The sequence below is a fragment of the Halorubrum halodurans genome, assembly GCF_002252985.1.
GTDB classification, from domain to species: domain Archaea; phylum Halobacteriota; class Halobacteria; order Halobacteriales; family Haloferacaceae; genus Halorubrum; species Halorubrum halodurans.
In genome coordinates this window covers 26,620-38,445 of sequence record NZ_NHPJ01000095.1, presented here as the reverse complement: position 1 = coordinate 38,445, position 11,826 = coordinate 26,620, and the positions used below count along the sequence as shown (strand labels likewise).

The 11,826-nt window shown below is 71.2% G+C and carries 10 protein-coding genes; 8 read left to right on the top strand and 2 right to left on the bottom strand.

Annotated elements, in window-relative coordinates:
• The first annotated feature begins 316 nt into the window (after positions 1–316).
• The 4 genes from DJ70_RS10610 to rpsJ all read left to right on the top strand — a co-directional run bounded on the left by DJ70_RS10610 (position 317) and on the right by rpsJ (position 3,717).
• A complete protein-coding gene (locus tag DJ70_RS10610; RefSeq protein ID WP_094532822.1) occupies positions 317–907 on the top strand; it encodes an amino acid-binding protein in 591 nt (196 codons plus the stop codon).
• The gene (locus DJ70_RS10605) at positions 904–1,896 is read left to right on the top strand and encodes a homoserine dehydrogenase (protein WP_094532820.1); all 993 of its coding nucleotides are present in this window, start codon (positions 904–906) and stop codon (positions 1,894–1,896) included. Before DJ70_RS10610 ends, DJ70_RS10605 begins: the two co-directional genes overlap by 4 nt.
• 243 nt (positions 1,897–2,139) lie before the next feature.
• Positions 2,140–3,405: a translation elongation factor EF-1 subunit alpha gene (tuf, locus tag DJ70_RS10600; protein ID WP_094532818.1), complete on the top strand. Its 1,266-nt coding sequence runs from the start codon at positions 2,140–2,142 to the stop codon at positions 3,403–3,405.
• Positions 3,406–3,408: 3 nt separating this feature from the next.
• Positions 3,409–3,717: a 30S ribosomal protein S10 gene (gene rpsJ / locus DJ70_RS10595; protein ID WP_023497061.1), complete on the top strand. Its 309-nt coding sequence runs from the start codon at positions 3,409–3,411 to the stop codon at positions 3,715–3,717.
• A gap of 82 nt (positions 3,718–3,799) precedes the next feature.
• Here the strand turns inward: rpsJ and DJ70_RS10590 are convergent, their stop codons facing one another.
• Positions 3,800–4,357, bottom strand: coding sequence for a rhomboid family intramembrane serine protease (locus tag DJ70_RS10590; RefSeq protein WP_094532816.1), 558 nt, complete (start codon positions 4,355–4,357; stop codon positions 3,800–3,802).
• A 122-nt stretch (positions 4,358–4,479) separates the two neighbouring features.
• Between DJ70_RS10590 and DJ70_RS10585 the strand changes: the two genes are divergently transcribed.
• The 4 genes from DJ70_RS10585 to DJ70_RS10570 are packed head-to-tail and all read left to right on the top strand — an operon-like array spanning position 4,480 to position 10,433.
• On the top strand, positions 4,480–5,604 hold the full coding sequence (locus DJ70_RS10585) for a lysylphosphatidylglycerol synthase transmembrane domain-containing protein (RefSeq protein WP_094532814.1): 1,125 nt from the start codon (positions 4,480–4,482) through the stop codon (positions 5,602–5,604).
• Between the two features lie 22 nt (positions 5,605–5,626).
• Positions 5,627–6,808 carry an alpha-1 4-glucan-protein synthase gene (locus DJ70_RS10580; protein WP_094532812.1) on the top strand — a complete coding sequence of 394 codons (1,182 nt, stop codon included), beginning with the start codon at positions 5,627–5,629 and terminating at the stop codon, positions 6,806–6,808.
• A gap of 39 nt (positions 6,809–6,847) precedes the next feature.
• Positions 6,848–8,050 (top strand): extracellular solute-binding protein, encoded by a 1,203-nt coding sequence (locus DJ70_RS10575; protein WP_094532810.1) that lies wholly within the window; start codon positions 6,848–6,850, stop codon positions 8,048–8,050.
• A gap of 31 nt (positions 8,051–8,081) precedes the next feature.
• Positions 8,082–10,433 (top strand): ArnT family glycosyltransferase, encoded by a 2,352-nt coding sequence (locus tag DJ70_RS10570; RefSeq protein ID WP_094532808.1) that lies wholly within the window; start codon positions 8,082–8,084, stop codon positions 10,431–10,433.
• Positions 10,434–11,150: 717 nt separating this feature from the next.
• On the opposite strand, the gene DJ70_RS10560 is transcribed toward DJ70_RS10570, so the two are convergent.
• A complete protein-coding gene (locus DJ70_RS10560) occupies positions 11,151–11,804 on the bottom strand; it encodes a dolichyl-phosphate hexose transferase (RefSeq protein WP_245810816.1) in 654 nt (217 codons plus the stop codon).
• Positions 11,805–11,826 lie beyond the last annotated feature (22 nt).

The following is an 11,826-nucleotide window of genomic DNA, read 5'->3' as shown; positions in this document are numbered from 1 at the left end:
GCACCTCACGCCTCCCCACCCTCGCGGCTCCTTCCAGTCGCCGCGTCCCTCGCGGGCGGTTCGTGCTCCTTCGGAGCACTCACCGGCGCGCCACCGCAATCGTTCGCTCCTTCACCTCTCTCGAGTCCATTCACGTGTGTTCACACGGCACGAAGGCAACGACTGCCATCGCCGAAGGCTTATACCGATCCCACCGACTCCTTTCGGGTATGCAGACGGGCACGATCCCCGATCGGCGCATCGGCACGGAGCAAGCGAGCGGCCGCTCCGCGCCGACAGGAACGTGCCTGGCGGCGGGTTCGCCGGGGGTGGTCGCGTGAGCGACGCTCGCGACGGCGCGCCCGAGGAGGCGGTTGACTCGGATCCGGCGGCCGACGGCGGCCACGACCCCTCCGCGCCGTCGACGCACACGGTGCGGCTCGAGCTCGTCGACGAGCCCGGACAGCTGCTCGCGGCGCTCCAGCCGATCGCGGACAACGGCGGGAACCTGCTGTCGATCTACCACGAGCGGGGGAACAAGACCCCGCGCGGCCGGATCCCCGTCGAGGTCGACTTCGAGGCGACTCCCGAGCGATTCGAGGGGATAGTCGAGGCGCTCCGCGCGGAGGGGATAACGGTGATGCAGGCCGGCACGGAGCGGTACGCCGAGGAGATCACGCTCGTGCTCTTCGGCCACCTCATCGACACCGACCTCTCGGACACGCTCTCGCGGATCGAGGCGTCGGCGTCGGCGTCGGTCGCGGACGTGTCGCTCGCGGCCCCGCAGGGGACGGAGGAGGTCTCGAGCGCCCGGCTCCGCCTGGAGGCGCGCTCGGGCGAGACGAGCGAGGCGATCGCGGCGGTCCGCGAGATCGCCGAGGAGAAGGAGTTGCGCGTCGTCGCGCCGCTCGCGGGGGTGGAGGCGTGAGACTCGCCGTCGTCGGCGCGGGCGCGGTCGGGCGTTCCGTGGTCGAACTGGCCGGCGAGCACGGCCACGAGGTCGTCGCCGTCGCGGACTCCTCGAGCGCGATCGTCGGCGACGGAAGCGGCGGCCCCGGCTCCGGCGGGGGCGTCGACGCCGAGGCGGTCGTGACCCGCAAGGCGGAGGCCGGGATCGTCGGCGACGACGACCCGGCGGACGCGCTCGCGGCCGACTACGACGTCCTCGTGGAGGCCACCCCGACGACGCTGGGCGACGCCGAGCCGGGCTTTTCCCACGTTCGGACCGCCCTCGAACGGGACCGCCACGTCGTGTTGGCGAACAAGGGGCCGGTCGCGGAGCGATACGGCGACCTCCAGGCGCTCGCGGCCGACAGCGCCGGCGACGTGCGCTTCGAGGCGACGGTCGGCGGCGCGATCCCGGCGGTGTCGACGGTCGAGGACATCGAGCCGAGCCACGTCACCGCGGTGCGCGGCGTGCTCAACGGGACCGCGAACTTCATCCTCACGCGCATGGCCGCGGAGGGGCTCGACTACGACCACGTGCTCTCGGAGGCGCAGGACCTCGGCGTCGCGGAGGCGGACCCCTCCTTCGACGTCGACGGGACCGACGCCGCCCTCAAGTGCGTGATCCTCGCGAACGTGCTCTCCTTCGGCGGGGCGGACGACCCGGCGGACGCGCGGGAATTCACCCTCGCGGACGCGTCGGTCGAGGGGATCCGCGACGTGCCGGGGTCGGTCCTCCGCCTCGCCGCCGAGGACGGCCGGACGGTCAGGCTCATCGGCGAGGCGACCGGCGAGACGGTGCGGGTCGCGCCGCGGCTCGTCCACGAGAACGGGACGCTCGCGGTCTCGGGCACCCAGAACATCGTCCAGATCGAGACCACGCACGCGGGCCGGCTCAACATCTCCGGGCGCGGCGCCGGCGGTCCCGAGACGGCGAGCGCGATCCTCGGCGACGTGGGTCGGCTGGGGTGAGTCGTCTGTCGGAGTGAGTCGTCTGTTGGAGTGAGTCGGCTGCCGGGGTGACGCCGGGGCGGAGACTCCCGCGACCGATCCGCGACCGCTTCGTGGATCCCCCGGCCGTGGGTCGCCGTGCCGTGTTCCCCGATCACAGGAATCAGGTGACGGCGTCGCGATCGGCCGTAAGCCGTATCGAAACCGTTTTAGTGGAATCAACCGAAAACGTACTCACAGAGCGCCTTAGCGCGTGATTACCCCATGAGTGACAAACCGCACCAGAATCTGGCCATTATCGGCCACGTCGACCACGGCAAGAGTACGCTCGTGGGTCGACTCCTCTTCGAGACGGGGAGCGTCCCCGAGCACGTAATCGAGCAGCACCGCGAGGAAGCAGAAGAGAAGGGCAAGGGCGGCTTCGAGTTCGCCTACGTGATGGACAACCTCGCCGAGGAGCGCGAGCGTGGCGTCACGATCGACATCGCCCACCAGGAGTTCGACACGGACCAGTACTACTTCACCATCGTCGACTGTCCGGGCCACCGTGACTTCGTGAAGAACATGATCACGGGTGCCTCGCAGGCCGACAACGCGGTGCTGGTCGTCGCGGCCGACGACGGCGTCGCGCCCCAGACCCGAGAGCACGTGTTCCTGGCCCGCACGCTGGGCATCAACGAGCTCATCATCGGCGTCAACAAGATGGACCTGGTCGACTACCAGGAGTCCTCCTACAACGAGGTCGTCGAGGAGGTCAAGAACCTGCTCAACCAGGTCCGCTTCGCGACCGACGACACGACGTTCGTGCCCATCTCGGCGTTCGAGGGCGACAACATCGCCGAGGAGTCCGAGAACACCGGCTGGTACGACGGCCCCACCCTGCTGGAGTCGCTCAACGACCTGCCGGAGTCCGAGCCGCCGACGGACGCGCCGCTCCGGCTCCCCATCCAGGACGTCTACACCATCTCCGGCATCGGGACCGTCCCCGTCGGACGCGTCGAGACCGGGATCCTCAGCACGGGAGACAACGTCTCCTTCCAGCCGTCCGACGTGGGCGGCGAGGTGAAGACGGTCGAGATGCACCACGAGGAGGTGCCCAAGGCCGAACCCGGCGACAACGTCGGGTTCAACGTCCGCGGCCTCGGCAAGGACGACATCCGTCGCGGCGACGTGTGTGGTCCCGCCGACGACCCGCCGAGCGTCGCCGAGACGTTCAAGGCGCAGGTCGTCGTCATGCAGCACCCGTCGGTGATCACGGCCGGCTACACCCCGGTCTTCCACGCGCACACGGCGCAGGTCGCCTGTACGATCGAGTCCATCGATCAGAAGATCGACCCCTCCTCCGGCGAGGTCGCCGAGGAGAACCCGGACTTCATCAAGTCGGGCGACGCCGCGGTCGTCACCGTCCGCCCGCAGAAGCCGCTCAGCATCGAGCCGTCCGGCGAGATCCCGGAACTCGGCAGCTTCGCCATCCGCGACATGGGTCAGACCATCGCGGCCGGGAAAGTGCTCGAAGTCAACGAGCGATAATCGATGCAGCAGGCACGCGTCCGCCTCGCCGGTACCAGCCCCGAGGACCTCGACGCCATCTGCGACGACGTCCGCGAGATCGCGGACTCGACGGGGGTCGCCCTGTCGGGCCCGATCCCGCTGCCGACGAAGACGCTGGAGATCCCGTCGCGGAAGTCCCCGGACGGTGAGGGGACGGCGACGTGGGAGCACTGGGAGATGCGCGTTCACAAGCGGCTGATCGACATCGACGCCGACGAACGCGCGCTCCGCCAGCTCATGCGCGTCCAGGTGCCCAACGACGTCAGCATCGAGATCGTTCTCGAGGACTAAGCGCTAAGGCGCGTTCGCGCCACGCTCTCCGTTTTCGTTTTCTCCCGGACGCACAGTCCTCGATCGCGTCGACGCCGTCGGATCACCGCTCCAACAGCCGGACTCGTCCGGCGACGAGCCCGCAGAACGTCCCGGCGGCGTGTGCCAGGAGCGCGACGCCGGGCGCGGCCGTCGCGAGCGTGAGGAGGACGGCCACCCCGGCGAAGAGGGCGAACTGCGCGCGCGCCGTGAGCCGGAGCCGGTCGAAGAGCGTCGTCGTCGCGGCGTTGCCGGCGAGGAGGTAGCCGCCGAGCGCGAAGACCGCGCCGCTGATCCCGAGCACCGCCGTCGGGGGGCCGACGAGCCCGCCCAGGATCACCTGCGTCGTCCCGGCGAGCGCGCCGCTCGCGACGACGAAGGCGTGAAAGCGAAGCCGGGTCGTTCGGCGTTCGACGAGCGGGCCGACGAGGAGCAGCGCGAGCGCGTTCGCGAGCAGGTGGCCGACGGAGCCGTGCGCGTAGACGCTCGTGAGGACCGTCCAGGGCGCGATCGACGGCGGGGGCGAAAGCGCCAGCGCCGACCCGAGACCGACGAGGCTCAACGCGGCCTGCGCGAGGCCGACGACGCAGACGATCCCGAGGGTCTCGAGCGTGGCGCGCATCGGCGCCTCCTTCGGCTCGATCCGAGTTAAACTCGCGGCGACCCGTTCGTTCGAGCCGGTCGACGAGCCGTCGCCGGGCGAACCGCCAGCGTTATATGATTTAGGCCTACCTAAACGAGTGTATGTCGGACGAACGGCTGCGCGACCGGCTCTCCCGCGGGCGGCTCACGCTCGTCGGGACCGTCGTCGTCCTCGCGCTCGGGGTCGCCGTGCTCGCGCGGACCGTCGACGCGGACGCGCTCCTCGCGGCGGTCGGCGAGGCGGACCCCCGGCTCCTCGCGCTCGCGCTCCTCGCGTACCTGCTCTCGTGGCCGTTCCGCGGGCGGCGGTACGGCGACGTCCTCGCGCCGATGGACCGACGCCACGGGGTCGGCTTCCTCACCGCCGCCGTCTTCGCGAGCCAGACGGCGAACCTCGTCGTCCCGGCGCGCGCCGGCGACGGGGTGCGGGCGTACCTCCTCAAGCGACGGCGCGCTGTCCCCTATCCCACCGGCGTCGCCTCGCTGGCGGTCGAACGCGGCTTCGACCTCGTGGCGATCGCCACGCTCGGCGGGACCGCCCTCGCGGCGCTCCTGCTCGGGGACCGTTCGGTCGGAACGACGGGCGCCGCGACGCCGCTCGTTGTCGCGGCGGGGCTCGCGGTCGCGGCGGTGCTTCTCGCCGTCTCGACGGTGGCGCTCGCGCGGAGCGAGCGGGAGTTCGGCTCCGCGCTCCGCGGCCGCGTCGAGGACTCGCGGCTCTCGGAGAGCCCCCGACTCTCCGGGATCGTCGACGCCGCGGTCCGGTTCGGCGCGGCGGTCCGCGTCGTCGCCGTCGCGCCGCGCGGGCTGGCTCGAGTCTACGTCGGGAGCCTCCTGGTGTGGGGACTCGACGTCCTCACGGCGGTGCTCGTGCTCGCCGCGCTCGTCGGGGGATTCGCCGGCGAGGTTCCGGCGCTTACGCTCGTGACGGTCGGGACGCTCGCGGTCAGCGCGGGGAACCTCGCGAAGGTGCTGCCGCTCTCGCAGGGCGGCATCGGCCTCTACGAGGCGGCGTTCGTCGGGCTCGTCGTCGGCACCACCGCGATCCCCGTCGAGACGGCGGTCGTCGCGGCGGTGCTCGATCACGCGCTGAAGAACGTCGTCACGCTCGGCGGCGGCGGCGTCGCCGCGCTCGTCTTCGACCGCCTCCCGACGGCCGCTCCCGAGGAGGGGGAGCCCGCGACCGGCGAGGGCGACCCGTCCGCCGCCGGACCGCCAGATTTTTAGGCCAGCCTAAAAACTTGGAGGCATGGACGAACGAAGCACGCGAGGGGACACACGGGACGTCTGTGTGATCGTTCCCACGATCCGGGAGTACGAGTGTATCCGCGCCTACGTCGAGAACGCCCGCACGCACGGGTTCGACGTCTCGCGGCTCCACTTCGTGTTGGTCACCGAGGACTTCTGTGACGTCGCGGAGATGCGCGGGATGCTCGACGATCTGGACGTCTCCGGCGAGGTCTTCGACGGGAGCCGCCGCGAGGAGTGGTACGAGGCCAACGGGGTCGCGGAGTACGGCCACGTCGTCCCGGCCGCGAGCCACGCCGAGACGAGCTTCGGACTCCTCTACATGTGGGCGAACCCCGAGTTCGAGTACGGGGTCTTCATCGACGACGACACGCTCCCCCACGACGACGAGGACTACTTCGGCCGCCACATGGAGAACCTCGCGTTCGGCGGTTCGATCGAGCGCGTCAGCTCGGACGAGCACTGGGTGAACGTCCTCTACGAGAACGCCGACGAACACGGCCTCTACCCCCGCGGCTACCCCTACTCGGCGATGGACGAGACGGTCGAGACCGACGCGGTCGACGTCGACGCCGGCGAGGTCGTCGCCTCCCAGGGGTTGTGGACGAACGTCCCCGATCTCGACGCGGTCCGGATCCTGATGGACGGCGACCTGGAGGGGCAGGCGCAGACGCGGACGACCGCCGACGACTTCGGCGAGGACTTCGTCGCGGCGCGCGGCAACTACCTCACGGTCTGCTCGATGAACCTCGCGTTCCGCCGCGAGGTGATCCCCGCCTTCTACCAGCTGCCGATGGACGACAACGAGTGGGACGTGGGGCGGTTCGACGACATCTGGTCGGGGCTGTTCTTGAAACGCGCCTGCGACGTCCTCGGCAAGCGGATCTACAACGGCGGGCCGCTCTGTGAACACAACAAGGCCCCGCGCTCGACGTTCGACGACCTCGCGAACGAGGTGGCCGGACTGGAGCTGAACGAGCACGTCTGGGAGGTGGTCGACGGGGCGGGAGCCGACGCCGACTCGTTCGCGGCCGTGTTCGCCGAGACGGCCGACGCGCTCGCGGAGGGTGACTTCTCCGAGTGGAACAACGGCGCGTTCCTCAACCACTGCGGCGAGTACATGCGTGACTGGCTGGACTGCCTCGAGGCGATCCGGCGGACGCCGGCGCCCGCGGACGACTGAATCGACACGATTAAACGTATTTAGGCAAGCCTAAAACACATGACCGGACACGAACTCGACGGACGGGACGGCGGCGGACGCGACGACGCGAGAAACGTACGACGACGGCGGTTCCTCGCCGCGGCCGGCTCGGTCGGCGTCGCCGGGATCGCGGGCTGTTCCGGCAGCGACGACGAGGACGCGGGCGGCGACGGCGAGGCCGGCGACGGCGGCGGCGGTGGCGGCGACGGCGATCCCGAGTCGCCGGTCGGCCAGATCGGCTCCGGCCGCGAGGGGCGCGGGGCTCCCGGCGGGACGCCGATGGCCGAGATGCCCGAGCTGTCGGGCGAGCTCACCGTCTACTCCGGGCGCGGCGAGTTCCTCGTCGGCGAGCTCGTGAGCTACATCGACGACCTCTACGACGACCTCGATCTGACCGTCCGGTACGCCGGCTCGACCGACCTCGTGAACCAGATCGCCAACGAGGGGCAGGGGTCGCCCGCGGACGTGTTCTACTCCGTGAACGCCGGCGCGCTCGGGGCGCTCGCCGACGCGGGGCGCACGCAGGCGCTCCCCGACGACGTGGCCGGGAAGGTCCGCTCGGAGTTCCGCACGGAACAGTGGGTCGGCACCTCCGGGCGGGCCCGGACGGTCCCGTACAACACGAACGAGTTCGACGAGAGCGACCTGCCGGACGACGTCATGGCCTACCCCGAGGAGTTCCCCGGCGACCTGGGGTGGGCCCCGTCGTACGGGTCGGCACAGGCGTTCATCACCGCGATGCGGCTCCTCGAGGGCGAGGAGGCGACGCTCGAGTGGCTCGAGGCGATGGTCGAGCGCGGCGCGACGACGTACCCGGACGAGTTCCGCACCTGTCAGGAGATCGCCGACGGCGAGATCGACGCGGCGTTCACGAACCACTACTACATCCAGCGCGTGCTCGACGGCAATCCGAACGCGCCGATCGCCACCGCGTTCACCGAGGGCGACGCGGGGGCGATGTTCAACGTCGCCGGCGCGGCGGTCGTCGACACCGCGAGCGACGCCGACCTCGCGTCGAACTTCGTCCGCCACCTGCTGTCGGCGGAGGCACAGGACTACTTCGCGCGCTCCACCTTCGAGTACCCGCTCATCCCCGACGTCGAGCCGATCGGCGACCTCCCGACGATCGACGAGCTCGACGTCCCGGACATCGATCTGGCCGAGCTGTCGAACCTCGAGCCGACGATCGACCTCATGCGCGAGGCCGGCGTCCAGATCTGAGCGCCCGACCCACCGCCGACCCACAACCTTCGTGTCCGTCCTTCCACCGTTCCGCCACGCGCGCCGACTCGCGAGCCGTCTCCGTCGGCGACTCGCCCGCGCCGACCGGGTCACCGCGGCCGCGGCGCTCGTCTCGCTCGCGGCGGGCGTCCTGACGTTCGCGATCGCCGCCACCGTCTTCTCGCACCACTCCGCGAACCACGACGAGGGCGTCTACCTCACGCAGGCCGCGCTACTCCTGGGCGGCCAGCTGGAGTTCCACGCGGGACCGCTCGCGGACGCCTTTCACCCGTGGTTCTTCGTCGAGGACGGCGGCCGGCTCTACCCGAAGTACAACCCCGTTCCGGCGGCGACGTTCGCGGTCTCGATGCTCCTGTTCGGCGAGCCGCGCGTGACGCTCGCGGCGGTCGCCGCCGGCAACGCCGCCTTAGTGTACCTGCTCGGGTCGATCTCGTTCGGGCGGCGGGCGGGTCTCGCCGCGGCCGTCCTCTTCGCGGCGTCGCCGATGGCGATCGCGACCTCCTCCGCCTTCCTCCCGTACGCGCCGACGACGCTCTTCAACCTCGCGTTCGCGGTCGGGTACCTCCGGAGCGTCCGGGACGGATCGCTCCCGGCCGCCGGGGTCGCGGGCGTCGCGATCGGGATCGCGTTCTTCGCGCGGCCGTACACCGCGGTGCTGTTCGCCGCGCCGTTCATCTGCCACGCGCTGTGGCGGGTGATCTCGGCGGCCCGGCGGTTCGGCGCCGAATCGCCGGCGGCGGCGCCGAGCGCGCTCGTCGCCGCCGGCGTCCGCGGGCTCCCCGACCCGATCCGTCGGCACGGACTCACGGCGCTCTTCGGGACCCTCTTCGTCGGGATCACGCTCGCGTACAACGTCCGGATGACGGGGGAGCCGCTCGTCTTCCCGTATCAGGCGTTCGCCCCGATGGACGGTCCCGGATTCGGCGAGCGGCGGATCCTCGGCCATTCGGTCGAGTACACGATCGGCCTGGCGCTGGAGTCGAACCGGTACGCCCTCCAGGAGATCGCGACGCGGTGGCTCGCCGGCGGCTCGCTCGGAACCGCCCTCGCGCTCGCCGGGGGTGCGGTCGCGGCCCGCGGCTGGCGCGCGAGCGGGGACCCGAGCGACCTCGCGGCGGCCGGCGACGAGGCCGCCGGTTCCGCGGACGACGTCGGCACCTCCGATCCCTCCGGCGTCTCGAACTCTTCCGGCACCTCGGGTCCCCCCGGCTCCTCCCGGTTCCGGCGGACGGCGGCCCTGCTCCTCGTCGGCGTCGCGGTCGCGGTCGTCGTCGGCAACCTGTTCTTCTGGGGGACGCACAACGCGCTCGCCGACCTCTCGGACCCGACCGACGGGCTGGCGTCGCTGTTCGGCCCGTTCTACCACTTCGATCTCCTCGTGCCGCTGTCGGTCTTCGGCGGCCTCGCCGTCGCCGCCGGGTGGCGGGGACTGTCCGCGGCTCACGCGGGACTCGTGCGTCGGGAAGTGTCCCCGGCGGTCGCCCGCGTCGCGGTCGCGGGCGTCGTCGTCGTCGCGGTCGCGGTCGCGGGCGTCGCCGCCGTGGACGCCGCCGCGGAGCCGATCGACCGGAACGCCGCGATCGACGCGAAACACGAGGCGGCGTACGCGCCGATCGACGCGACCGACTTCGAGGACGGGCTCGTCTTCCTCCCCACGCCGTACGGCGAGTGGCAGAACCACCCGTTCCAGTACCTCCGAAACGGGCCGGGACTCGACGGCGACGTCGTGTACGCGCTTCACCGCGACCCGGTCGAGGACTTCGCGGTGCTCGACGCCTACCCCGACCGGACGCTGTACCGCTACGGCTACCGGGGCACCTGGTCGCCCGACCCCGACGCGCGCGTCACGCCGAAGCTGGAGCCGCTCGACGTGCGGGCCGGCCCCGCACTCGCCGCCGAGACGACCGTCGGCGTCCCCGACCGCGTCGCCCGTGTGCAGGTGCGCGTCGACCCGCGCCGGGGCGGCGAGGGCGGTCCTGACCACGTCTCCTACACCGTGACGGGTCCCGGAGAGTCGCTCGCGGTCGACTGGACGGTGACGCCGGCGGGCGTGCGGCTGCCGGACGCGGCGACCGCGGGTGACGCCGAGTCGAGCGAGCCCGTCCCGTTCGACCCCGAGGGCGACGTGGTCGCCCTGACGGTGACGCTCGTCGACCCCGCGGGCGCGACCTACACCTACCGGCAGGAGGCCACGGTTCGGGTGACGGACGGGGGCGAGCGCGTGGAGGCCGTCTGGCCGCCCGAGCGCTCGACCTGTCGGCTCGTCACGGCGTGCGGCAGCGAGGGGACCTACCTCCCGGACGAGCCCGACACCCGCCCCGCGTGGGCGGTCTTCGAGACGGACGCCGAGACGAGCGACTAGGACGCGGATTGACGGGGAACTCGGCCAAATTCCCAGCCGGTCGCTGGTAAATAGTTGCTGCCGAACTGGCGGCGGACACCGCCACAACCCCGGCCGTTCGGTTATAACTGTCTACCAGTAGACCGGCAGAGAGTACCTCCAAAGCCCCAGCCGATCGATCATAAACAACTGACCGTGGATCGGCGGTGGACACCTCCAAAGTCCCAGCCGCTCGGCTACACGTGGTTACTGGCACGGTTACCACCGCCAAAGCCCCAGCCGTGAGGCGCGCGCACGCTCGTTGTCGTTCGAGACGGCTGAGCCGTCTCGTGATGACGAAACGGCTTCGCCGTTTCGAACCACGCTCCTCGCTCGCGTTGCTCGCTGCGGTGCTTACGTCGCCTGCGACCGCCTCGCGGCAGCGAAGCGCGACGCGCCTCTGGAAGCCGGCGGCGTTGCCGCCGGCGACTGCCCCGTTGAGTCCCACCCCGCACCGCAACCGCACCTCACGCCTCCCCAGCCTCGTCGGTGGCCCTCCGCTTCGCTCCGGACCACCGACTCCCTCGCGCGGTGCTGCTCGGCCGCGGGGCGGCCTCGCAGGCACGCGCCGACCGCATCCGCGCGTTTATTTATTAATAGCCGACGCTGTCGCTCACGATCTTAAAAACGTCGCCGGCGGCGGTCCGGGATGCCCACTGTGTGTGGACCGCCGTCCGGTTCGGAATCGGGGCGGTCCCGTCAGAACCGCCGCAGCTGCTCCTCGAGACAGACGGTGACGATCGACTTCGCGATGGCCGCGCCGCCGCCGATCGGGTCGAGCTTCGTGTCGCCGAGCCGCTCGGCGTAGGCGATCGGGCGCTCGCGCACGTCGTAGCCGCGCATCAGCGGACGGATCAGCAGTTCGGCGGAGAGCCCGGTGTTCTCCGTCCAGCCGATCTCCTCGACGACCTCGCGGCGGTACGCGCGCATCCCCGTGGTGGTGTCGTGGACGCGCTCGCCCATCAGCAGGCTCGCGACGGCCGCGAACGCGTGGTTGCCGAGGCGGTTGAACGCCGGCATCGCCTTCGCGCCGTGGTAGAGCCGGTCGCCGCTCACCACGTCCGCGCCGTCGTTGATCTCGGCGAGGAACTCGGGGAGCGCCTCCATCGGGTAGGTGTCGTCGCAGTCGGTCGTGACGACCACCGGGCGGTCGGGCGTCAAGATCGCCTCGCGCACCGCCACGCCGTACCCCTGCGGCTCCTGCTCGATGACCGTCGCGCCGTGCTCGCGGGCGATCTCGGGCGTGCGGTCCGAGGAGCCGTCGACGCAGACGACCTCCGCGCGCCCGTCGGTGACCTCGTCGACGTCCTCCAGCACCGTCGCGATGGCCTCCTCCTCGTTGTAGGTCCCCATCACGACGCTCAGGTCGTCGAAG